This window comes from Nonomuraea sp. NPDC050451, assembly GCF_044458585.1.
In genome coordinates this window covers 301,457-324,515 of the sequence record NZ_JBITHZ010000013.1, presented here as the reverse complement: position 1 = coordinate 324,515, position 23,059 = coordinate 301,457, and the positions used below count along the sequence as shown (strand labels likewise).

The following is a 23,059-nucleotide window of genomic DNA, read 5'->3' as shown; positions in this document are numbered from 1 at the left end:
GTCAGGCCTCGCCCTCGGTCTGGGTCTCGGCGGGGGCCTCGGCCACTTCCTTCTTCTTGGCCTTCCTCGGCGTGGTGGCGGCCGTGCCGGTGTCGCCACCGGACAGCGCCTCCTTGGCCGCGGCCTCGTAGAGGGCGTGACGGTCGGGCGCGGGCTCGGCGACCTTCATCGGCGCAGGGGCGGGCTCGCCCTTGAACTTCTGCCAGTCGCCGGTGAGCTTGAGCAGCTTCAGGACGGGCTCGGTCGGCTGCGCGCCGACCCCCAGCCAGTAGGCCGCACGCTCGGCGTTGACCTCGATGCGCGAAGGGTTGTCCTTCGGGTGGTACAGGCCGATCTCCTCGATCGCCCGGCCGTCACGCTTGGTGCGGCTGTCGGCGACGACGATGCGGTATTGAGCGTTGCGGATCATGCCGAGCCGCTTGAGCTTGATCTTGACTGCCACGGGTGTGGTCTCTCCTGCATTCGAGCGTGGGTGAACGGCATCTCGCCGAGTGGGGCACGACAAGACGACGCTCCAGGGACAGGCGCGTCCGGCGGGAGGTGAGAGGGCACCCGCCTGGTCACGATGTTCCAACATGCCATTGTGCCAGATCGACGGCACTGCCATCGACGTTCCGTCACGACGCGCCGCCTCCGTCCGTGCCCGAACGGCTCCCGGAGGCTCAGCGGCGCTTGCGACCTGGCCGCATGTACGGCGAGCGACCCGCCCATGCTATCCCGCCGGCGCATGATCCCCGGCACACGCGAATGGGGCGCCCGATACCGCAGGGCAGACGGGCGGGGGCGGCGTGCGCGGGCGCTCACGGTGACGGGCCGGGCCGGGCCGGCGGGAAGGTGGGGCCCACAGCCGCAGGGCCGAGAGCGCGCCGCCGCGGGCTCCAGGGTGGGCGACTGCCAACACAGAAGCCCCAGGAGAAGGCGCCGAAAGCGGGGCACATGCCACTGGAAAAGCTACAGCGCGGACCGCGGGGGCCAAGGCCGCCGATAGCCCGGGGTGGACCGCCGCCGGGAGCCCTGGGCACGCCACCTCCGGAAACGGAGTGGCGCCGCCGGGTGAGGGTCCCGGCGGGGGTTACTTCTGGCCGGGCAGGCGGAACTTGGAGGGGTCGAAGCCGGGCGGCAGCTCCACCCCCGGAGGCAGCTTGCCCCCCAGGTTGCCCAGCAGGCCGCCGCTCTTGGGCTCGGCCGCCGGAGCCTCCTCGGCGGCGGAGGCCTTGCCGAGGGCCGCCTTGCGCGGGTCGCCGCTGACGCGCCGCCCCTTCTTGGCCTTCTTCTGCGCCTTGGCCGCCTTGCCCCGGCCGCCCGGCATGCCGGGAATGCCCATGCCGCCCGCCATCCGCTTCATCATCTTCTGCGCCTCGAAGAAGCGGGTGACGAGGTTGCTGACGGCGGTGACCGTGACGCCGGAGCCGGCCGCGATGCGGGCCCGGCGCGACCCGTTGATGATCTTGGGGTCCTGGCGCTCCCCGGGCGTCATCGAGCGGATGATGGCGGCGATGCGGTCGAGGTCGCGGTCGTCGATGGAGTTGAGCTGGTCGCGCATCTGCCCCATGCCGGGCATCATGCCCAGCAGGTTTTTGATGGGCCCCATCTTCTGGACCATCATCATCTGCTCGAGGAAGTCCTCGAGCGTGAAGTTTTCGCCCGACGTGAGCTTGCCCGCCATCTTGGCGGCCTGCTCCTCGTCGAACGTCTTCTGGGCCTGCTCGATCAGGGTGAGGATGTCACCCATGTCGAGGATGCGGGAGGCCATCCGGTCGGGGTGGAAGGCGTCGAAGTCCTCGAGCTTCTCGCCCGTGGAGGCGAACATGATCGGCCGGCCCGTGATGTGCCGCACCGACAGGGCGGCGCCACCGCGGGCGTCGCCGTCGAGCTTGGTCAGCACGACCCCGTCGAAGCCGACGCCCTCCATGAACGCCTGCGCCGTCGTGACGGCGTCCTGGCCGATCATGGCGTCGACCACGAACAGGACCTCGTCGGGCGAGACCGCGTCGCGGATGTCGGCGGCCTGCTTCATCATCTCCTGGTCGATGCCCAGGCGGCCGGCGGTGTCGATGATGACGATGTCGTGCAGCAGGCGCTTGGCCTCGTCGATCGACGTGCGGGCGACCTCGATCGGGTCGCCGGTGCCGTTGCCCGGCTCGGGGGCGTAGACCGCGACCTCGGCGCGCTCGCCCACGACCTGGAGCTGCTGGACGGCGTTGGGGCGCTGCAGGTCGGCGGCGACCAGCATGGGCGTGTGGCCCTGCTCGCGCAGCCACCTGGCCAGCTTGCCGGCCAGGGTGGTCTTACCGGCGCCCTGCAGACCCGCCAGCATGATCACGGTCGGCGGCGTCTTGGCGAGGCGGAGCCTGCGCGTCTCGCCGCCGAGGATCGCGATCAGCTCGTCATTGACGATCTTGACGACCTGCTGCGCCGGGTTGAGCGCCTGGGAGACCTCGGCCCCGCGGGCGCGCTCCTTGACCTGGGCGACGAACGCCTTGACCACCGGGAGCGCGACATCGGCCTCCAGCAGGGCGATGCGGATCTCGCGGGTGGTGGCGTCGATGTCGGCATCGGACAGCCGGCCTTTGGACCGGAGGGAGGAGAAGACCGATGTCAACCGGTCGGATAGCGTCTCGAACACGTGGTTGGCCAGTCCTCGAAGCGAATGAACGTCTAAGACTCCAGCCTATCCGCTCCGCTAGCCGCTCCAGCCTGGCACGGCCATGCGGACCGAGAGCGCGTGCTCGACCAGGTTGATCAGCGCGGTCTTGACCGAGTCCTTGGAGCGGGCGTCCAGGCGCACCATCGGGATGTGCGGCGCCAGGGTCAGGGCGTCACGCACTTCGGTGTCGCTGTGGGCGTACTGGCCGTCCCAGCCGTTCACCCCCACGATGAACGGCAGCTGGGCCTCCTCGAAGTAGTCGATCGCGGGGAAGCTGTCCGCCAGGCGGCGCGTGTCCACGAGCACCACCGCGCCGATGGCACCGCGGACGAGGTCGTCCCACATGAACCAGAACCGGTGCTGTCCGGGCGTGCCGAACAGGTACAGGATCAGGTCACGATCGAGCGAGACGCGGCCGAAGTCCATGGCGACGGTCGTGGTCGACTTCAGCGGCGTCATGCCCAGATCGTCGATGCCCTTGGAGGCGTCGGTCATGACGGCCTCCGTGGTCAACGGCATGATCTCCGACACCGCGCCGACGAAGGTCGTCTTGCCCACCCCGAACCCACCGGCGACCACGATCTTCGTCGAGGTCAAACCGGGGCTAGAGCCTGCGAAGTCCACTGAGCACCCTTTCCAGCAGGTTGACGTCCGGCCTACCCGCATCCAGCTGCGGCTGATGCACCCGAACCAGGCCCTCGGCCGCCATATCCGCGATCAGAACACGCACCACACCGAGCGGGATCCGCAGCAGCGCCGAGACCTCAGCCACCGACCTGACCTGCAGGCACAGCTGGCTGATCGCCTTGTACTCCGGGGTGATGTGCGAGAACTCCCGGTGCTCGGCGGTCGCCGAGGACACCAGGGCCTCCATGGCCAGCTTGACCTTGGGCGCGGTACGCCCGCCGGTCACGGCATAGGGCCGCACCGGCGAGGCGGGGTCGTTGCTGGGCGGCGGCGGAGGGGGAGGCTGCCAGCTCCCACTGTTCTGGGAATCCCACGCACCGCTGTTATGGGAGTCCCAGCCGCCGCTGTTCCATCTCGGGTCTGTCACCTACATCACCTGGTCTGGCTGGCGCGCAACTCAGCACGCACAGCCGGGGTAAGCACCTGCCCGGCGCGATCAACCATCAGCGTCATCTGATACGCCACCAGACCCATGTCACAGTCCGGGGCCGCCAGCACCGCCAGGCACGAGCCGTCGCTGATCGACATGATCAGCATCAGCCCGCGCTGCATCTCCACGATCGTCTGATTGACCGGACCGCCCTCGAACACCCTGGCCGCGCCCTGCGTCAGGCTCACCAGGCCCGACGCGATGGCAGCCAGCTGGTCAGCCCGGTCAGCCGGGAATCCCGCGGAGGCCGCCAGCGGCAGCCCGTCGGAAGAGACGACCACCGCGTGAGCGACGCCAGGAACGGTGCTGACGAAATCGGTGATTAACCAGTCCACCCCACGTGCCGACTGGCTCAAGTCATTCATGCGCGCTCATCCCTGCTTTCAACACTTCTCGGACCGGAGGGGTACGTCCTGCCCTCGCTGATGTCGTCACGTGCCGCCCTGAACCCCTGCTGGAAGCTCGAAAGACGGCTGCGCACCCGCTCCGGCGAGACCGCCGGCATGGGGGCGACGCCCTTGGGCGCCGAGACGGTGTCGGCCGAGCCGGGCACCAGGTTGGCCTTGGGCACCCGCTTGGGCAGCCCCGCCGCGGTCGCACCGTCACGTACCGGCTCGACGACCGCCTCCGCGGCGCTCCAGCCCGCGTCCGCCTTGGCGGAACCCCAGGTGGCGGCGCCCTCGTTGCCGTGCTCGAACCAGGCCGACTCGACCGAGGCGAAGATCGGCAGGTATTCGTCGCCCGAAGAGGCGGGCTTCACGGCCGGGATGGGACCGGTGGCCGCCGACTCCGTTTCGGGGAAGTCGTACTTCGGCTGCCCCATGTCCATCTGGTCGCCGCCGAAGGGCCGTCTCGGCAGGGAGGAGTTGCTGTTGTCCTGGCCCCATTCGCCCGGCCGGCTGTTGGAGTTGCGCGCCGGCACCCAGACGTCAGAGGTGTCGTAGCCGCCGCTGCTGCTGCGCGGGTCGGACGGCCAGCCCACGTCCATGCTCGGCTGGGCCGAGAAGGACGGCTGTGAGGGGAACGACGGGTGTCCCGGTCCTGGCTGGTAGCCTCCCGGACCCCACTGGGGGGCGGGCGGCGGCGGCACGGGAGGCATCGGGGGCTGCATGGGAGGCATGGAAGGCATGGATGGCATGGCCGTACGAGCGCCGAAGCTCTCGTCGAACGAGTCCAGGGTGCCCATGCCGTTGCTTCCGGGGGTCGCGTAGGCGGGAGACTGCGAGCCGAGCAGCGCTTCCGGCATCAGGACCATGGCGGTCAGACCGCCGGTGCCGTGGGGGCGCAGCTGCACCCGGATGCCGTGCCGGTGCGCCAGCCTCGCGACCACGAACAGGCCCATGCGGCGCGACACCGACACGTCCACGGTGGGGGCGTCCATGAGGCGGTCGTTGGCGATGGTGAGCTCGTCCGGAGTCATGCCGATGCCGGAGTCGCTGATCGACAGCATGACGCCGCCGCCGTCGATCCGGCTGCCGGAGACGGTCACCCTGGTCTCGCGGGGCGAGAACGACAGGGCGTTCTCGATCAGCTCGGCCAGCAGGTGGATGACGTCGTTGACGGCCTGGCCGGCCACGGCGACGCCGTCCGGAACCTGGAGGACGACCCGCTCGTAGTTCTCGACCTCGGACAGCGAGGCGCGGGCGACGTCGACCAGCTTGACGGGCTTGCTCCAGCGGCGGGGCGGGTCCTGGCCCGCGAGGACCAGCAGGTTCTCGCTGTTGCGCCGCATGCGGGTGGCCAGGTGGTCCAGCTTGAACAGGTTGCCGAGCCGCTGCTCGTCCTGCTCGCCCTGCTCCAGCCCGTCGATCAGGGTGATCTGCCGTTCCACCAGCGTCTGGCTGCGCCGCGACAGGTTCACGAACATCGCGTTGACGTTGCTTCGCAGGCGGGCTTCCTCGCCCGCCAGCCGGACCGCCTCGCGGTGGATCTCGTCGAAGGCCCGCGCGACTTCACCGATCTCGTCCTGAGAGGCGACACCGATGGGCTGGACGTCGACGTCCCCGACCGACTCCGACTCACGGAGCTGGCGGACGGTGTCGGGCAGCCGGCGGCCGGCGATGAACAGCGCCTCCCTGCGCAGCCTGCGCAGGGGGCCGCTCAGCGAACGCGCCATGAACACGGTGACCAGCAGCACGAGGATGAGCAGGATCAGGATGCCGACCGCCACGATGACGGCGCTCTGCTGCTCGGCCCCTTCCAGGGTGCGGCTGCGGAGCACGATCGAGTCGGCGACGCGCTGCTCGACCTTGCGCATCCCGTCGATGGTCTCGCTGATGGCGGCGAACCAGTCCTTGCCGTCACGGGTGAGGCCGAGCTTCGGGTCCGACACGTTCCGTGGTTGCCCCAGGCTCTGCAGGAACAGGGCTCGGGCGGCCAGGATCTCCGCGCGGTCGACGGCCTTGCCGCTGACGGTGTCGTCGTACGCCTGGCGCAGCTCAAGGGGGACCTGCGCGCGGAAGGTGGCCAGCTCACTGTTCTTCTGCGCGCGGGCGGCGATGAAGGAGTCGAGCTCGACGCGGCCGAATTCCCTGGTGGCCAGGGCCGCCACGAGCAGCGCGCGCTGCGTGGAGACGTACTGCTTGGCTCGGGTGAGCGCGGCGAAGCCGGAGACGCTCGCCGAGAGCTCCTTGTCGACCGCACCTTGGTCGATGGTGTCGTTCAGGGAGAGGAGGTCTGTGATGAACCGGTCGTAGAGCTCGATGACGGAGTTCACGTCGAGCTGGGAGTCCATCGCGTTCTTACGCGCGGTGTCGAGCTCGTTGAGACGGTTCTTGATGCGCAGGGCCTCGGGGGCCTGAGGGCTGTCGGAGGTCGCCAGGGCGTCGACGCTGCCCTTGACCTCGGCGACGAGCTTGTTGACCGGCTCGTACTGATCGGTCACTTCGGTCCTGCCGGCCTTGCGTCCGAGGGCGACGAAGCGCGCGGTGTAGTCGCGCTCCACCTCGACCTCGTGCGCGAGGGCGGTCAGCCGGCTCGCCAGTACGGCGACCTCGTTGACCTGTGCGTAGTCGCCGGCGCTCGCGATCGAGGTGGTGACGCGCAGGCCACCGAGCACGAGCGCGGCGAGGGTCGGGATGACGACCAGGACCAGGAGCTTGGAGCGCACACGCCAGTTACGCAGGGAGAAACGCGATCCCGTCCGAGCCTTCCCAGACTCGCCCGCAACGCCTGGGGCGGCCGGCTGCTGTGGTCCGCCAGACGCGTGTCGGGGGGCTTCCTCTATTAAGCCCGGATCCCCGCCCACAGAGGGGACAACACTCTTCACTTGCCTCCGCAACCTCTCCTCGGACGGTCTGGTGCACGAAGATCACGTTATGCAGGTTGTTTGCGGTGTGACGCCGACGCACCCTTGGGGCGAGAGCTTATTGGAGCACATCAACACGAGATCGGCCAATAGCGCAAAGATCACGGTCGACACACAGCTGCACATTTTACGCAAATCACAACACCTGCCACAGGCCCTCTAAGTCAAGCCGGGTCCGAGATAAAAATCGGACAAAAAGGATATATTGCCACATATGGTGATATATCTTGTTAATTTTAGGAGTTCCCGGTGCATCGGGAACTACGGGCTGCGCTAGGGTTCACCCGTCGCTGACACCCTCAGTTACCAACACCCCCACCCCCATGGGTTCATAAGGAGACGCGTAATGCGGTTCGGTGCATTAGGGCGTAGTGCCCTGATTGGGCTTGTGAGCACCCTCGTCATCACCGGGTGTTCAAGTTCCGGCGACAAACCAGAAAGCTCGAGTTCCGCGGCCGGCGGCATGAAAACCGACCTGTTGGTCGGACAGTATCCGGGTGCGGACTCTGCGCCACTGTTCATCGCCATGGAGCGCGGCTTCTTCAAGGAAGAAGGCCTCAACGTCAAGCAGGAGCCCATCCAGGCTCCCCAGGCGGTGCTCCCCAAGCTCTCCAACGGCCAGATGGACGTGGTGCTGGGCAGCTACGCGACCATCCTGACCATCCAGCAGTCGGGCTCCGAGAAGTTCAAGTACATCGCCGACTCCTACCAGGGCGCGCCCGGGGCCTTCGGCATCATGGTCAAGAAGGACTCCCCGATCAAGCAGGTCGCCGACCTGAAGGGCAAGAAGATCGGCGTCAACATCGTCGGTGGTCTGGGCACGCTCACGATGAGCCCCCACTTCAAGATCGCCGGTATTGACGCCACCAAGGACATCACCTACGTCGTGATCCCGACGACGGAATGGATCTCCTCGCTGGACAAGGGCAGCGTCGACGCCGTGTGGATGACGGACCCGTACGTCAGCCAGGCGAAGAAGGAGATCGGCGCCACCATGCTGCTGGACACCATGTCCGGCCCAACCGACGGTCTGCCCATCACCGGCTGGGCGGCCACGGAGAAGTGGACGCAGAACAACCCCAAGACCCTGGCCGCCTTCCAGCGGGCCATGGCCAAGGCGCAGCAGATCGCCGCCACCGACCGCAGCGCGGTCACCAAGGTCCTGCCGACCTTCACCAAGATCCCGGCTGAGACCGCCGCCACGATCAACCTCGGCGCCTACCCGACCTCGCTGAACGCGCAGCGTATCCAGCGGGTGGCCGACCTGATGTTCGACGCCGGAATGCTCAAGCAGAAGATCGACGTCAACTCGATGATCTACGCAGCACCTCAGGGATGATGACCACGATCAACCCGGCGCGGCGCGGGCAGACCCCGCTCGCCCGCGCCAAGCTGGCCAAATACACCCGCCACGCCATCGGCGTGGCGGGTTTTCTGCTTGCCTGGCAGCTTCTCGGCATGTCGGGCCTGTTCAAGTGGATGCCTCCGGCCGCGGACACCCTGGCCAGGACCTTCTCCCTGGCCGTGGACCCGGAATTCCTCGGGGACATCGCGGGCACCCTCACCGCGGCGGCCATCGGCCTGCCGCTGGCCGTCCTCATCGCCGTCCCCATCGGGCTGCTGCTGGGAACGGTCCCGGTGGTCGAGGAGATGACCCGGGTGTTCGTGGAGTTCCTGCGACCCATCCCCTCGGTGGCGCTGATCCCGCTGGCGCTGTTCTTCTTCCAGCCGGAGATCAACGCCAAGGTGGCGCTCATCGTGTTCGCCGCCTCCTGGCCGATCCTGATCAACACCCTGTACGGGGTGCGCGACGTGGACCCGCTGGGCAAGGAGACGCTGCGCTCGTTCGGGTTCGGCCCCGGCGCGGTGATCTGGCGGGTCGCCCTGCCGAGCGCGGCTCCCTTCATCGCGACGGGCGTCCGGCTGGCCGCCTCCATCACGCTCATCCTGGCCATCAGCGTGGAGTACATCGTGGGCGGCTCGGTCGGCGTCGGAGGCTTCCTCATCGAGGCGAGCACCGGCATCGGCATGGACGCGCTGATCGACGTCGTCGCGGTCCTGATCTGGGCCGGCGTGATCGGGCTCGTCGTCAACATCCTGCTCGCACGCGTCGAGCGGCGGCTGTTCAGGTGGCGAAACACATGATCCTCACCCTGGTCAAGCGCCTGTGGCTGGTCCCGGTCATGTTCTTCGGCTGGGAGCTGCTCGCGGGGGCGCTCGCCACTCCGTTCCTCCCCGCACCGACCCTGATCGCGTCCCGGATGTACGAGATGTGGTTCTCCGGGCCCTTCATCTTCACCGAAGAGGCGGTCCACCACTTCCTGCCCAGCCTGATCAGGGTGGTCGGCTCCTGGGCCATCGCCGTGGTCATCGGCGTGGCGCTCGGGGTGGCCATCGGCAGGACCCCCTGGCTGGCCGACATCGTCGAACCGCTGATCGAGTTCGGCCGGGCGGTGCCGCCTCCCGTGATGCTGCCGATCTTCCTCGTGCTCTTCCAGATCGGCCCGCAGGTGCAGGTCGCGACCATCGTGTTCGGCATCGTCTGGCCGATCCTGATCAACTCCATCGACGGCGCGCGCAACCTCGACGTGCTGAAGGTCGAGACCGCGGCCGTCTTCGGCGTGCCCGCCCGCCTGCGGTTCTTCCGCATCATCCTGCCCGCCGCGGCACCGAAGATCTTCGCGGGCCTGCGCCTGAGCGTCTCCCTGGCGCTGATCCTCATGGTCATCTCCGAGCTCAAGGCCAGCACCGAGGGATTCGGCTATCTCCTCAACATGGCCGTCAGCGCCGCCGACATGCCCGCCATCTGGGCCAACGTGGTGCTGCTCGGCGTGCTGGGCTTCGCATTCAACTCACTGTTCCTCACGGTGGAGCGGCGCGTGCTGTCCTGGCACCGCCACGCCCACCGCCTCGCTTAGGAAAGACCACTGCTGTGACCGACCTGTTGTTGAAGAACGTGAAGGTTGTCACCCACGAACACGACGACCCCGTGGAGGCGGACATCGCCATCGCGGACGGCCGCATCGTACGGGTGGAGCCCGGCCAGTCCGCCGCCGGCGAGGTGATCGACGGCGGCGGCAAGCTGGCCTTCCCCGGAGTCGTCGACGCCCACCAGCACTGGGGCATCTACAACCCGCTGCCCGAGGACACCGAGTCGGAGAGCCGGGCCAGCGCCCAGGGCGGCGTGACGACGGCGCTCACCTACATGCGGACCGGCCAGTACTACCTCAACAGGGGCGGTCCCTACGCCGAGTTCTTCCCGGAGGTGCTCAAGCAGGCCGAGGGCCGGGCCTACGTCGACTACGGCTTCCACCTGGCGCCCATGTCGAGCGGGCACATCGGCGAGCTGCCCGACCTGGTCGAGCGGTTCGGCGTGCCGTCGTTCAAGATCTTCATGTTCTACGGCGGGCACGGGCTGCACGGGCGCTCCGACGACCAGCGGGCCTTCCTCATGCTGCCGGAGGGCGAGCGCTACGACTACGCGCACTTCGAGTTCGTGATGCGCGGCGTGCAGGCGGCCAGGGAGCGGCTGCCCGAGCTGGCGGGCGAGATCTCGTTGTCGCTGCACTGCGAGACGGCCGAGATCATGACCGCGTACACGAAGCTCGTGGAGGAGGCCGGAGACCTGAGCGGCCTGGCCGCCTACAGCGCCTCCCGCCCGCCGCACTCCGAGGGGCTGGCCGTCTTCATCGCCTCCTACCTCGCCCACGAGACGGGCCTGGCCAACATCAACCTGCTGCACCTTTCCTCCGCCAAGGCTCTGGACGCCGCCGTGCGCATGGCGGCGACGTTCCCCCACATCGACTTCCGCCGCGAGGTCACGATCGGTCACCTGCTCGCCGACATCGACACGGCCAGCGGCATCGGGGCCAAGGTCAACCCGCCGATCAGGCCCCGCGAGGACGTCGAGGCGCTGTGGGGACACGTGCTCGAGGGCACCGTGGACTGGGTGGTCAGCGACCACGCCTGCTGCCGCGAGGAGCTCAAGTTCGGCGAACCGAGCGACGACGTCTTCGTGGCCAAGGCCGGGTTCGGCGGCGCCGAGTACCTGCTGCCCGGCCTGATCACCGAAGGCCGCCGCAGGGGCCTGCCGTACGGCAGGATCGCCGCGCTGACCTCGTGGAACCCCGCCAAGCGGTACGGACTACGCACCAAGGGCACCCTCGCCCCCGGCTTCGACGCCGACATCTGCCTGGTCGACCCCGGGCAGACCTGGACGGTACGCGCGCAGGACTCGGAGTCGACGCAGGAGTACACGCCGTTCGAGGGGTTCGAGCTGACCGCCAAGGTCACCGACACGTTCGTGCGCGGCAACCACGTGCTCGACGCCGGCAAGATCGTGGGCCGGCCGGTGGGCCGCTACGTGTCCCGGCCTGCCTGAAAGCGCATGCGCCTGCAAAGTCGATCATTCCTCGGGTACGCTCACGCAAAGTAACGTGTCTCGCTCTCCCAACTACAAGTAGGAGACCCCCCATGACACGCAAACTGCGCTGTCACGTACTCACGCTCGGCGCCGTCGCCGTCCTCGCGCTCACCGGCTGCAGCGGGGGCGGCGCGTCCCCGGCCTCGACGGGACCCAACGGCCTGGAGAAGACCACCGTCAAGGTCGGGGCGCTGCCCATTCCCGACCCGGTCGCCCTCTACATCGCCCAGGCCAAGGGCTTCTTCAAGGAAGAGGGCCTGACGGTGGAGCCGGTCACGATCACCGGCGGCGCCGCCGCGCTGCCGCAGATCGAGAGCGGCGCCCTGGACATCACGCAGACCAACTACGTGTCCTCGATCCTGGCCGCCAGCCAGGGCAAGAAGATCAAGCTGGTGGCGGACATGTACCGGGCGGCCCCCAACACCTTCGAGATCATGGTTCCCAAGGACTCGCCGATCCAGAAGGTCGCGGACCTGAAGGGCAAGACGGTCCTGGTCAACAACCTCAGGAACATCGCCACGCTGGCGGTCACGACCCAACTCAAGGCGGCCGGGCTCAGCGAGGCGGACGTCAAGTTCGCCGAGAAGCCGTTCCCCGAGATGGGCAACGCGATCACCGCGGGGCAGGGTGACGCGGGCTGGATCACCGAGCCGTTCATCACGGCCAGCAAGAACACGCTCGGTTTCCGCACGATCGCCGACACCATGACCGGCCAGACCGCGGACCTCCCCATCGCGGGCTGGATGGCCACCGACGAATGGGTCCAGCAGAACCCGAAGACGCTGGCCGCCTTCCAGCGGGCGATCTCCAAGGCGCAGCAGCTCGCCTCCGGTGACCGCAAGGAGATCGAGGCGGCGCTGCCGACGTACACGAAGATCGACGCCAAGACCGCCGCGGCGATCACCCTGGGCGCCTACCCGAGCACCCTGGAGGCGGCCCGGCTGCAGAAGGTGGCCGACCTCATGCTCGAGTACAAGTACATCAACGGCCCGATCGACGTGAAGTCGCTCATCGCGGCGAGCCCGGGCGGATGACGGGTGCCCGCGTGCTCCGCGGCGCCGTCGGCGCCGCGGGGTTCCTCCTGGCCGGAGAGCTGGTCATCCGCTTCGGCCTGGGCGAGAACCTCCTCTTTCCGCCGCCTTCGGCCGTCCTGTACGAAGCCGTGCGCCTCCCGGCCGACGTCAAATTCCTGGCCGGGGTGGGCGCCACCCTCACGAACTGGGCGCTCGGCCTGCTGACCGCCGTCGCGGTGGCCGTGCCCGCGGGCGTGCTGCTCGGCGCGCTGACGCCGGTGGAGCGGGCGATCAGGCCCGTGCTCGAGTTCATGCGGCCGATCCCCTCCGTGGCCATCATCCCGCTCGCGATCCTGCTGGTCCCGGTGGACGAGCTGATGAAGGTCTCCGTCATCGTGTACGCGTCCGTCTGGCCGATCCTGATCAACACCCTGTACGGCATGCGCGACGTGGACCCGCTGGCCAAGGAGTCCCTGCGCAGCTTCGGGTTCGGCCCGCTGGCCGTGCTCGCCAGGGTGAGCCTGCCCAGCGCGGCCCCGTTCGTCGCGACCGGCGTCAGGATCGCCGCCGGGATCGCGCTGGTCCTGGCCGTCAGCGCCGAGCTGGTGGCCGGCGGCGTGAACGGGATCGGCGTCTACGTGACCGTGGCCGGCAACGGCAACCGGACCGATCTCATGATGGCGGCGACGTTCTGGGCCGGTCTCTTCGGCGTGATCGCGAACATGGTGCTGCTCGCCGGCGAGCGCCGCCTGTTCCGTTGGCACCACGCGCGGACGGGGGCCGTTTCGTGAAGGCGCTCGCCCGGCTCTGGGTGGTCCCCGTGGTGCTGGTCCTCTGGGAGATCGCCGGGCGCGCGATCGGGGACACCGATTTCCCGCCGCCCACGACGATCGTGGCGCGCATGCGCGAGCTGTGGTTCTCCGGCCCGCCCGCTCGTGGCTTCCTGACGAACGACGCGATCGCGAACATCCTGCCCAGCCTCGGCCGCATGTTCGGCGGCTGGCTGCTGGCCGCGCTGATCGGGATCGTGGCGGGTGTGCTGCTCGGGCGTTCGCGCTCGGCGACCGACTACGTGGACCCGCTGATCGAGTTCGGCCGGGCCATCCCGCCTCCGCTGCTGCTGCCGCTGTTCCTCGTGTTGTTCCGGGCGGGCCTGACCACGCAGCTGGCCACTATCGTGTTCGGAGTGATCTGGCCGGTGCTGCTCAACTCGATCGACGGTGTCAGGTCCGTCGATCGCACCTACACCGACACGGCCACGGTCTTCAACCTGTCGCGGCCGCAGCGTCTGGGCCTGGTCGTCCTCCCCGCCGCCGCGCCCAAGATCTTCGCCGGGCTGCGGCTGAGCCTGTCGCTGGCGCTGATCCTCATGGTGATCTCCGAGCTCGTCGGCGGCACGGACGGCATCGGCTACCAGTTGCTGACAGCCATGCGCAGCTTCGACGGCGCCGGGGTGTGGGCGGCGATCGCCCTGCTGGGCGTCCTCGGCTACGTCGTCAACTCCCTGTTCGTGCTGGCCGAGCGCCGGGTGCTCGTCTGGCACAGGCAGGCCACCGGTAATTCGTGAACTCTCAGGACCGAGAAAGGCATTGGCGATGAAGCTGGCCAGGTTCGTAGTCGCGGGTATGGCGATCGCGCTGACGCTCAGCGCATGCGGAGGAGGAGGAGGAGGAGAAGGGAGCCAGACGGGCACGAGCAGCACCTCGTCCTCGGGCGGGCTGGAGAAGACCCAGCTGCTGGTCGGCGTGGTGCCGGTCCCGTCGTCGGCGCCGCTGTTCATCGCGGAGAAGCGCGGCTTCTTCAAGGAGGAGGGCCTGACCGTCAAGACGGAGATCATCCAGGCGCCGCAGGCGGTCATGCCGAAGATCCTGAACGGCAGCATGGACGCGTTCCTCACGAGCTACGTGTCGCTGATGGCCATCAACGACTCGGGCGCCGCCAAGCTCAAGCTCTTCCAGCACAGCCAGGAGGCCGCCCCCAACATCGCCGGCGTCGTCGTGGCCAAGGGCTCCCCCATCAAGGCGCCCGCCGATCTCAAGGGCAAGACCATCGCGGTCAACGTGCTCAAGGCGCTCGGCCAGACGCTGACCAACGCCCACCTGCAGGAGGCCGGGCTCAAGCCCGAGGACGTCAAGTACCTCCCGGTGCCGTTCACCGACCAGATCTCCGCGCTGGGCTCGGGCAAGGTGGACGCGGCCTGGCTGGTCGAGCCGTTCCTGACGGCGGCGAAGAAGAGCGGCGCCACGCAGATCATCGACACCACCGACGGCGTGACGGCCGGCGTGCCGATCGACGGGTGGGGCGTCACGGAGGACTGGCTGGCCAAGAACCCGAAGACGGCCGCCGCCTTCCACCGCGCCCTGGCCAAGGCCCAGCAGATCGCGGGCTCCGACAGAAAGGCGATCGACGAGGTGGTGCCGACGTACACGCAGATCCCGGCGGACGCGGCGGCGGCGATGACGCTCGGCAAGTTCTCGATGGAAGCCGACAAGGCCGGCGTCCAGAAGCTGGCCGACCTGCTGCACGGCTATGGCTACCTCAAGGCCAAGGTGGACGTGGCGCAGCTGTTCGCGCCTGTGGGCGGATGATCGAACACCGGATCGGGCGGGCGGTGCTCGGGGGGCTCGGGATCGCCGTGTTCATCGCCCTCGTCGAGGTGGCCGGGCGGCTCGGGCTGGCCCCGGCCGGATGGCCGTACGTGTCGTCCGTGCTCGCCACGGCGGCGGAGCTGCCGCTGGAGCCGCAGTTCAGGGCCGACGTGCTGGCCACGCTGGCCGCGTGCGCGAGCGGGCTGGTCATCGCGGTCGCGGTCGCCGTGCCCGCGGGGCTGCTGCTCGGCACGGTCCCGTTCGTGGAGCGCTCGGTGCGGCCGCTGGTGGAGTTCCTGCGGCCGATCCCGTCGGTGTCGCTGATCCCGATCGCGATGTTCCTGTGGACCGAGAGCCAGGACGCCAAGACCGCGCTGGTCGTCTACACCTGCACGTGGCCGGTGCTGATCAACACGCTGTACGGCCTGACCGACGTCGATCCGCTGGCCAAGGAGACGCTGCGGAGCTTCGGCTTCGGGCCGGTCGCCGTGGCGCTGCGGGTGAGCCTGCCGAGCGCGGCGCCCTTCATCGCCACGGGCGTGCGGATCGCGGTGTCGGTCACCCTGATCGTGGCCGTCAGCGCGGAGCTGCTGGCACCGGGCGGGGGCGGGATCGGCGCGTTCCTGTCGCTGGCGGGCAGCGCGAACCGGCTCGACCGCATGCTGGCGGCGCCGCTGTGGGCGGGGCTGATCGGGCTGGCCGCAAACCTGCTGTTCACGGCCGCCGAACGGCGCGTGTTCCGCTGGCACCGGGAACGGACGGGGAACGCCTCATGACCTCCCTTCTCTCCCGGAGGACCTCCTTCGGGCGAGGGCTCGTGTGGTACTGGCTGCTGCCCGTGGCCGTGCTCTGCTGGGAGCTGGCCACGCGGTCCGCGCAGGCCGCGTACTTCCCGCCGCCGTCGCGGATCGTGGCCAGGCTGCACGAACTGTGGTTCTCGGGGCCGTGGACGCGGGCGTTCCTGACCGACGAAGCCGTCGCCGACCTGCTGCCCAGCCTGGCCAGGCTGTTCGCGGGCTGGGCGATGGCCTGCGTGGCCGGGATGGCGATCGGGGTCGCGCTCGGCCGTTCGCGCTGGTTGTCGGCCCTGGTGGAGCCGCTGCTGCACTTCGGCCGCTCGGTGCCGCCCACCACGCTGGTGCCGGTCTTCCTGGCGCTGTTCAAGATCGGCACCCCGATGCAGCTGGCCGCGATCGTGTACGGCGTCGTCTGGCCCGTACTGATCAACTCCATGGACGGCGCCCGCCACGTGGACCGGCAGTACATCGAGACCGGGGTCGTCTACCGGCTCGGCCCCTGGCAGCGGCTCACCCGGATCATCCTGCCCGGCGCCTCACCCAAGATCTTCGCCGGGCTGCGGCTGAGCGTGTCGCTGGCCCTGATCATGATGATCATCTCGGAGCTGGTCGCCAGCACCGAGGGCATCGGGCACCGGATGCTGGAGGCGCAGAGCCAGTTCGACATCCCGGCCATGTGGGCGGGGATCGTGCTGCTCGGGCTGCTGGGCATCCTGCTCAACACCGCGTTCCTGGGGTTCGAGCGCGTGGTGCTGTCGTGGCACCGAGGGGCGAGAGGCTGAGTCAGCTCACGCGGCGCTCGTTGATCAGGGTGCGCTTCACGCACATGCCGTCCTTGATCCACTGCCAGACGCGGCTGCGGGACTTGCCGTCCTCGCTGAGCACGATCATCTCGTGGAGGCGCAGGTCCTCGCCCTCGGCCTTGTACTGCCAGCTGAGGTAGATGGTGCTGCCGTCCAGCTCCCAGAACTCGCCCTTGATCCGCTCGGTGTCGAACCCGCAGCGCCCGCCGCCGAGGTAGGTGCCCGGGAACTCGTGCACCTCGGTGCGCCCGTCGTCCCAGACGTAGCGGTTGGTCTGGTGGTAGACGGCGTCGTCCAGGATCGCGCAGGTCATCTGGACGCGGTGCCGGTCGATCGGGTTGCCCTCTCGGTCGAGGTGGAGGTACTCGCCCTCCCATTCGCCCTCGTGGCGGGCCAGCAGCGGCATGTCCGCGCGAAGTCCCATCCGGAACTACTCCTTCGTCGAGTGCCACCAGGGGTCGGCGGCGTCGGAACGGTTGACCAGGAAGGCCCTGCGGCGTACGAACCGGCGGATGGAGGCGGCGCCCATCCGCGAGCCGCCGAGCCCCGACAGGCGGAAGGAGTGCTTCTCGCCCTCGTGCACGAGCGCGGTCAGCGAGGCGTCGTTGACGCTGATCGCGCCGGCGCGCAGCCGGGCCGCCACGGCCATGGCCTGCTCCTCCGTGGCGGCGAAGACCGCGGCCGACAGGCCGTAGACCGAGTCGTTGGCCATCGCGACCGCCTCGTCGGGCCCGTCCACGGCCATGACCGGCAGCACCGGGCCGAACGTCTCCTCCGTCATCACCAGCATGCCGTGGTCGACGCCGGACAGCACGGTCGGGCGGCACCAGTGGCCGCCGCCGTGCCGCTCGATCCGGCCTCCCGTGTGCACGGTCGCGCCCTTGGCGACGGCGTCGGCCAGGTGGGCGGCGATCACGTCCTCCTGGCCCGGGCCGATGATCGGCCCGATCGGGCCTCCCTCGCAGGTCAGGCCCACCTTGCCGGCCCGGTCCACCAGCAGCGCCAGGAACTCGTCGTGGACCTCGCGGGCCACGTAGACGCGCTCGATCGACTGACACGACTGCCCGGCGTTGGCGGTGCCGCCCCAGAGGACGGCCGACGCGGCCCGCTCCAGGTCGGCCCCGGCCAGCACGATCGCCGGATCCTTGCCGCCCAGCTCCAGGAACGCGGGCACGAACGCGCGGGCCGCCGCCTCGGCGACCACCTGTCCCGTCTCCACGCTGCCGGTGAAGACCACGGCGTCCACCAGGTCCACCAGGGCCGCCCCCGTCTCGCCGTCCCCTTCGACGACCTCCAGCGGCAACTCGTCCGGGACCAGCCGCATCAGCGGCTCGATGAACCTGGGCGTCACCTCGCTCGGCTTGACCAGCACCGCGCATCCCGCGGCCAGCGCGGGCACGGCGTCGATGAGGCCCAGCAGGAGCGGGAAGTTCCACGGGCTGATCACCCCGACCAGCTCGTACGGCACCACGTCGCCACCCACGAAGACGCCGGGCAGCGAGGCGGGGGTCTCGGCCGGGGGGGCGAGGAGGGCGGGCGCCTGGCGTACCCATCGGTCGATGAGGCCGGCGACGATCTGCCGCTCCAGGACCGACTCCCCCACCCTGCCGGTGTCGGCCACCAGCGCCGCGAGCAATTCCTCGTCGGCGGCCAGCGCGGCGGCGAACCTGGAGAGGATCTCGCCGCGGTCGGCCTCCAGCCAGCTCCGCTGCCTTTCGCGCAGACCGGCCGCCAGGGCGGCGAGCCGGTCGGGCGGGACAGGGGCGAGCGGCCTGTCGGCCTGCCCGGTGATCGGGTTCCTCACGTTCATGTGGTGCGGCCACGGGACATGATGCTCCTGCGATGCTCGGCGGGAGCCATTGTGATCAGGAGAGTGCCGCGGCTGTCAACGCGCCCACGCGGGCGAAAGCGGCGCGAAAGCGGAGCTAACCACCCCAGCCCGGCACGGCCATGCGGACCGAGAGCGCGTGTTCGACCAGGTTGATCAGCGCGGCCTTCACCGAGTCCTTGGACCTGGCGTCGAGCCGCACCAACGGGATGTGCGGCGCCAGCGTCAGGGCGTCGCGTACCTCGGCGTCGCTGTGCGGATATTCACCGTCCCAGCCGTTGACGCCCACCACGAAAGGCAGCTGGGCCTCCTCGAAGTAGTCGATCGCCGGAAAACTGTCGGAAAGTCGGCGCGTGTCCACCAGCACGACCGCGCCGATGGCGCCGCGTACCAGGTCGTCCCACATGAACCAGAACCGGTGCTGCCCGGGCGTCCCGAACAGGTAGAGAATCAGATCACGGTCCAGGGAGACCCGGCCGAAGTCCATGGCGACGGTCGTGGTCGACTTCAGCGGCGTCATGCCCAGATCGTCGATCCCCACGGAGGCGTCGGTCATGACGGCCTCCGTGGTCAACGGCATGATCTCCGACACCGCGCCGACGAAAGTCGTCTTGCCCACCCCGAAACCTCCAGCCACCACGATCTTCGTCGAGGTGAGGCCGGGGCTAGAGCCTGCGAAGTCCACTGAGCACCCTTTCGAGCAGATTGACGTCCGGCCTGCCCTCGTCCAGCTGTGGCTGATGCACACGGACAAGACCTTCGGCAGCCATGTCAGCGATCAGCACGCGCACCACGCCGAGGGGGATCCGCAGCAGGGCGGACACCTCCGCCACGGACCGCACCTGCCGGCACAGTTGGCTGATCGCCTGGTACTCCGGCGTGATATGCGAGAACTCCCGGTGCTCGGCGGTCGCCGAGGACACCAGGGCCTCCATCGCCAGCTTGACCCGCGGCGCCGTCCGTCCACCTGTCACGGCATAAGGACGGACGGGCGATGCGGGGTCGGGATTCAGCTGCGACTGGGACTGGGGCACAGGCGGGGGCGCCCAACCGCCGCTGTTCCATCTCGGGTCTGACACGTACATCACCTGGTCTGGCTGGCGCGCAGCTCGGCACGCACAGCCGGGGTCAGCACCTGACCGGCGCGATCAACCATCAGCGTCATCTGATACGCCACCAGACCCATGTCACAGTCCGGAGCCGCCAGCACCGCCAGGCACGAGCCGTCGCTGATCGACATGATCAGCATCAGCCCGCGCTGCATCTCCACGATCGTCTGATTGACCGCACCACCCTCGAACACCCTGGCCGCACCCTGCGTCAGGCTCACCAGACCCGACGCGATCGCAGCCAGCTGATCGGCCCGGTCAGCCGGAAAGCCCGACGAGGCCGCCAATGGCAGCCCGTCGGACGAGACGACCACCGCGTGCGCGACGCCCGGAACCGTACTGACGAAGTCAGTGATCAGCCAGTCGACACCACGTGCCGCATGGCTCAGATCGCTCATGCGCCCTCCTCCGTCGGTCGCATGAGCGACAGTCGGCTGTGTTTGATGGGTCGCTCGCTTCGCTCGCTCATACTCCCTCCTCCCTGTCGTTGTTCCTGGGGCCAGAGGGGAACGCCCTGCCCTCGGTGATGTCGTCACGCGCCGCACGGAAGCCCTGCTGGAAGCTCGAGAGCCGGTTGCGGATGCGGTCCGGCGACACCGACGGCATCGGTGTCACGCCCTTCGGAGCCGAGGTGTCGGCCGAGCCGGGCACCAGGTTGGCCTTGGGCACCCGCTTGGGGAGTCCCGCCGCCGTCTGGCCGTCACGTACCGGTTCCACCACTGCCTCCGCGGCGCTCCATCCTTCGTCGGCCTTGCTCGAACCCCAGCTCGCCCCGTTGTTGCGGCCGAACCAGGCCGACTCCACCGCGGCGAAGATGGGTAAGTAGTCGTCTCCCGCCGAGGCGGGCGGCGCGGCCGGGATGGAGCCTGGGTTGGCGGACTCGGTCTCGGGGAAGTCGAACCCGGGCCGCTGCGGCGGCATGGTGTCACGGCCCCAGCCACCCGGCGGGGGCTCGGGCACGGGCCGTCTGGGCAGTGCGCGGTCGCCGTTCCAGGACGGGCTGCGGGGCGGGGTCCACACGTCGGAGCTGTCGTATCCGCTGCCGATGCGCGGCTCCGACGGCCACGCGTTGGCGTCCGGCTGCCACTGCTGCGTCGGCGGCCAGTTGCCGCTCATCTCCGGGTGCGACGGGAAGGACGGGTGGCCGGGCCCCATCTGGCCGGGCCCCATCTGGCCGGACCCCATCTGGTACGTGGGCTGCGGCCAGTCGGTGGCCGGAGGGGCGGGCTGCGGCCAGTCCGTGGCCGGAGGGGCAGGGTGCGGCCCCGAGTACGGCTGCTCGCCGGGACCACCGCTCCCCGCGCCCGCGAGGGCGGGAGGCTGGTTGCCCGAGAAGGACGGCATGCCGGACAAGTTGGGGGCCTGGGAGCCGAGCATGTTCTCCGGGATGAGCACCATCGCGGTCAGGCCGCCCGAGCTGTGCGGGCGCAGCTGGACCCGGATGCCGTGCCGGTGCGCCAGCCTCGCGACCACGAACAGGCCCATGCGGCGCGACACCGACACGTCCACGCTCGGCGCGTCCGTGAGGCGGTCGTTGGCCTGGACCAGTTCCTCCTGGGTCATGCCGATGCCGGCGTCGGTGATCGACAGCATCACGCCGCCGCCGTCGATCCGGCTGCCGGAGACGGTCACCCTGGTCTCGCGCGGCGAGAACGACAGGGCGTTCTCGACGAGCTCGGCCAGCAGGTGGATGACGTCGTTGACGGCCTGGCCGGCCACGGAGACGCCGTCCGGAACCTGGAGGACGACCCGCTCGTAGTTCTCCACCTCCGAGAGGGAGGCGCGGGCCACGTCCACCAGCTTGACCGGCTGGCTCCAGCGGCGCGGCGGGTCCTGGCCGGCCAGCACCAGCAGGTTCTCGCTGTTGCGCCGCATGCGGGTGGCCAGGTGGTCCAGCTTGAACAGGTTGCCGAGCCGCTGCTCGTCCTGCTCGCCCTGCTCCAGCCCGTCGATCAGGGTGATCTGCCGTTCCACCAGCGTCTGGCTGCGCCGCGACAGGTTCACGAACATCGCGTTGACGTTGCTTCGCAGGCGGGCCTCCTCGCCCGCCAGCCGGACCGCCTCGCGGTGCACCTCGTCGAACGCCCGCGCGACCTCGCCGATCTCGTCGTGGGTGTCCACGCCGATGGGGATGACGGGGCCGGCCGCGCCGTCGCCGCTGTCGCGCAGCTGCTGCACGGTCTCCGGCAGGCGGTGGCCGGCGATGTCGAGGGCCTCGCCGCGCAGCTTGCGCAGCGGCCTGATGAGCGAGCGGGCGATGAGCGAGATGATCGCGGTGACCACGATGAGCAGGAGCAGGATGAGGCCGCCGGAGATCAGCGCCGAGCGGTTGGCGGCTTCCTCCAGGGCGCGGGCGCGCAGGATTACGGAGGAGGACAGGTCCTTCTCCACGCTGCGCAGCGCGTCGATCTTGCCGGTGCTGACGTCGAACCAGGTGGCGACGTCCTTGTCCGGCCGTATGCCGATGCTCAGCTCCTTGCCTTCGGCGGACTGCGCCATGGCCCGCAGCCTGAACAGGTCGGTCTGGTCGACGTCCCTGCCCACGACCGTGTTGCGGTAGAGCTCGAGCTGGTCGAGGGTGGCCAGGGTCGCGAACAGCGTCTCCTCGCTCTCCTCACGCGACTTGGCGTCGGTGAGCGCGTCGAGCTCGCCGCTGTCGAAGCCCTTCTTGTCCAGGGCGCTGGCCAGGACGCCGCGCTGCTTGGAGGCCTGCTCCTTGCCCCGGGCGATGGCGGCCATCGCGCTGGCGCTGTGCGAGACCTCGTCGTCCACCGCCACCTGGCCGACCTGGTCGTGGAACTGGAGCAGGGCCGCGATGATCTGCGAGTACTTCTGGATCATCGGGAGGGGCTGGATCTTCCCCTTGACGGCCGTCTCACGCAGCGTCGGGATCTCGTCCAGTCGCCGGAGCACGGGTCGTACGGCCTCGGCATGGGTGTCCGAGAGCGCCTGTGCCCGCCGCTTGGCCTCGTCGATGAGGTTGTTCACACCGCTGTAGGTCGTACGGAGCTGGGCCTCGCGGTTGCCCGGGCGGCCCTGGGCGATGTAGAGGGCGGTCTGGTCGCGTTCGAAGGACAGCTCATGGGTGACGGCGCCGAGCTGCTGGCTGAGCTCGGCTACCTCTCTGAGGGTCTGATAGGTGTTGGCGTCCCTGAGCGAGGTGAACACGTTCAGTCCGCCCAGACCCACGGCCACGGCCGTGGGGACGACGATCAGCGCGATAAGGCGCGATCGCACGTGCCAGTTGCCCAGCCCGAACCTGCGTGAAGGAGGGTTGGGCAGCCGTCGCTTCTGATGCCCGTGCGGCTCGCGGTCGGCGGAAGCTTCAGCGCTCTGCGTTCTCACTTGCCTTCGCAACCTCTCGCCCCTGGAGGGGAATTCTCGGTGACCATGCAGGTAAATGCACGTGGGGCAATATGTACGTCAG

At 69.2% G+C, this 23,059-nt stretch carries 22 protein-coding genes; 10 read left to right on the top strand and 12 right to left on the bottom strand.

What is annotated here, in order from left to right:
- Position 1: 1 nt before the first annotated feature.
- From rpsP to ACIBI9_RS35050, 6 genes are all read right to left on the bottom strand, one after another.
- Positions 2 to 442 (bottom strand): 30S ribosomal protein S16, encoded by a 441-nt coding sequence (rpsP, locus tag ACIBI9_RS35075; RefSeq protein ID WP_397228460.1) that lies wholly within the window; start codon positions 440 to 442, stop codon positions 2 to 4.
- Positions 443 to 1,072: 630 nt separating this feature from the next.
- The gene (ffh, locus tag ACIBI9_RS35070; RefSeq protein ID WP_397228458.1) at positions 1,073 to 2,626 is read right to left on the bottom strand and encodes a signal recognition particle protein; all 1,554 of its coding nucleotides are present in this window, start codon (positions 2,624 to 2,626) and stop codon (positions 1,073 to 1,075) included.
- A gap of 57 nt (positions 2,627 to 2,683) precedes the next feature.
- Positions 2,684 to 3,244 carry an ATP/GTP-binding protein gene (locus ACIBI9_RS35065; RefSeq protein WP_350730330.1) on the bottom strand — a complete coding sequence of 187 codons (561 nt, stop codon included), beginning with the start codon at positions 3,242 to 3,244 and terminating at the stop codon, positions 2,684 to 2,686.
- Between the two features lie 7 nt (positions 3,245 to 3,251).
- Entirely contained in the window at positions 3,252 to 3,575 is a 324-nt protein-coding gene (locus tag ACIBI9_RS35060) for a DUF742 domain-containing protein (protein WP_138667107.1), read from the bottom strand.
- A 131-nt stretch (positions 3,576 to 3,706) separates the two neighbouring features.
- Positions 3,707 to 4,129, bottom strand: coding sequence for a roadblock/LC7 domain-containing protein (locus ACIBI9_RS35055; RefSeq protein ID WP_185071550.1), 423 nt, complete (start codon positions 4,127 to 4,129; stop codon positions 3,707 to 3,709).
- Complete coding sequence (locus ACIBI9_RS35050) at positions 4,126 to 6,873, bottom strand: nitrate- and nitrite sensing domain-containing protein (RefSeq protein ID WP_397228455.1); 2,748 nt, start codon at positions 6,871 to 6,873, stop codon at positions 4,126 to 4,128. Before ACIBI9_RS35050 ends, ACIBI9_RS35055 begins: the two co-directional genes overlap by 4 nt.
- A gap of 544 nt (positions 6,874 to 7,417) precedes the next feature.
- Between ACIBI9_RS35050 and ACIBI9_RS35045 the strand changes: the two genes are divergently transcribed.
- The 10 genes from ACIBI9_RS35045 to ACIBI9_RS35000 all read left to right on the top strand — a co-directional run bounded on the left by ACIBI9_RS35045 (position 7,418) and on the right by ACIBI9_RS35000 (position 16,674).
- Complete coding sequence (locus ACIBI9_RS35045) at positions 7,418 to 8,410, top strand: ABC transporter substrate-binding protein (RefSeq protein WP_397228453.1); 993 nt, start codon at positions 7,418 to 7,420, stop codon at positions 8,408 to 8,410.
- Entirely contained in the window at positions 8,407 to 9,216 is an 810-nt protein-coding gene (locus ACIBI9_RS35040; protein ID WP_397228451.1) for an ABC transporter permease, read from the top strand. The genes ACIBI9_RS35045 and ACIBI9_RS35040 overlap by 4 nt, the downstream gene beginning before the upstream one ends.
- On the top strand, positions 9,213 to 9,989 hold the full coding sequence (locus tag ACIBI9_RS35035; protein WP_397228449.1) for an ABC transporter permease: 777 nt from the start codon (positions 9,213 to 9,215) through the stop codon (positions 9,987 to 9,989). Before ACIBI9_RS35040 ends, ACIBI9_RS35035 begins: the two co-directional genes overlap by 4 nt.
- Before the next feature lie 14 nt (positions 9,990 to 10,003).
- Positions 10,004 to 11,452, top strand: a complete 1,449-nt coding sequence (locus ACIBI9_RS35030; RefSeq protein ID WP_397228448.1) for a dihydroorotase family protein — start codon at positions 10,004 to 10,006, stop codon at positions 11,450 to 11,452.
- A 92-nt stretch (positions 11,453 to 11,544) separates the two neighbouring features.
- On the top strand, positions 11,545 to 12,528 hold the full coding sequence (locus ACIBI9_RS35025) for an ABC transporter substrate-binding protein (RefSeq protein ID WP_397228446.1): 984 nt from the start codon (positions 11,545 to 11,547) through the stop codon (positions 12,526 to 12,528).
- The gene (locus ACIBI9_RS35020) at positions 12,525 to 13,298 is read left to right on the top strand and encodes an ABC transporter permease (protein WP_397228444.1); all 774 of its coding nucleotides are present in this window, start codon (positions 12,525 to 12,527) and stop codon (positions 13,296 to 13,298) included. The genes ACIBI9_RS35025 and ACIBI9_RS35020 overlap by 4 nt, the downstream gene beginning before the upstream one ends.
- Positions 13,295 to 14,074, top strand: coding sequence for an ABC transporter permease (locus ACIBI9_RS35015; protein ID WP_397228442.1), 780 nt, complete (start codon positions 13,295 to 13,297; stop codon positions 14,072 to 14,074). Before ACIBI9_RS35020 ends, ACIBI9_RS35015 begins: the two co-directional genes overlap by 4 nt.
- A 58-nt stretch (positions 14,075 to 14,132) precedes the next feature.
- Positions 14,133 to 15,095, top strand: a complete 963-nt coding sequence (locus ACIBI9_RS35010; protein ID WP_397228440.1) for an ABC transporter substrate-binding protein — start codon at positions 14,133 to 14,135, stop codon at positions 15,093 to 15,095.
- Complete coding sequence (locus ACIBI9_RS35005) at positions 15,092 to 15,871, top strand: ABC transporter permease (RefSeq protein WP_397228438.1); 780 nt, start codon at positions 15,092 to 15,094, stop codon at positions 15,869 to 15,871. Before ACIBI9_RS35010 ends, ACIBI9_RS35005 begins: the two co-directional genes overlap by 4 nt.
- The gene (locus ACIBI9_RS35000; RefSeq protein ID WP_397228436.1) at positions 15,868 to 16,674 is read left to right on the top strand and encodes an ABC transporter permease; all 807 of its coding nucleotides are present in this window, start codon (positions 15,868 to 15,870) and stop codon (positions 16,672 to 16,674) included. The genes ACIBI9_RS35005 and ACIBI9_RS35000 overlap by 4 nt, the downstream gene beginning before the upstream one ends.
- 1 nt (position 16,675) lies before the next feature.
- Here the strand turns inward: ACIBI9_RS35000 and ACIBI9_RS34995 are convergent, their stop codons facing one another.
- The 6 genes from ACIBI9_RS34995 to ACIBI9_RS34970 form a co-directional block, all read right to left on the bottom strand.
- On the bottom strand, positions 16,676 to 17,119 hold the full coding sequence (locus ACIBI9_RS34995) for a hypothetical protein (RefSeq protein WP_397228434.1): 444 nt from the start codon (positions 17,117 to 17,119) through the stop codon (positions 16,676 to 16,678).
- 6 nt (positions 17,120 to 17,125) lie between these two features.
- Positions 17,126 to 18,499, bottom strand: a complete 1,374-nt coding sequence (locus ACIBI9_RS34990) for an aldehyde dehydrogenase family protein (RefSeq protein ID WP_397228432.1) — start codon at positions 18,497 to 18,499, stop codon at positions 17,126 to 17,128.
- A gap of 121 nt (positions 18,500 to 18,620) precedes the next feature.
- On the bottom strand, positions 18,621 to 19,208 hold the full coding sequence (locus ACIBI9_RS34985; protein ID WP_364839647.1) for an ATP/GTP-binding protein: 588 nt from the start codon (positions 19,206 to 19,208) through the stop codon (positions 18,621 to 18,623).
- Positions 19,189 to 19,608, bottom strand: a complete 420-nt coding sequence (locus ACIBI9_RS34980; protein WP_397228481.1) for a DUF742 domain-containing protein — start codon at positions 19,606 to 19,608, stop codon at positions 19,189 to 19,191. Before ACIBI9_RS34980 ends, ACIBI9_RS34985 begins: the two co-directional genes overlap by 20 nt.
- Positions 19,608 to 20,030, bottom strand: a complete 423-nt coding sequence (locus ACIBI9_RS34975; RefSeq protein ID WP_387564126.1) for a roadblock/LC7 domain-containing protein — start codon at positions 20,028 to 20,030, stop codon at positions 19,608 to 19,610. Before ACIBI9_RS34975 ends, ACIBI9_RS34980 begins: the two co-directional genes overlap by 1 nt.
- A 67-nt stretch (positions 20,031 to 20,097) precedes the next feature.
- Complete coding sequence (locus tag ACIBI9_RS34970; RefSeq protein ID WP_397228430.1) at positions 20,098 to 22,869, bottom strand: nitrate- and nitrite sensing domain-containing protein; 2,772 nt, start codon at positions 22,867 to 22,869, stop codon at positions 20,098 to 20,100.
- Between the last annotated feature and the right edge of the window lie 190 nt (positions 22,870 to 23,059).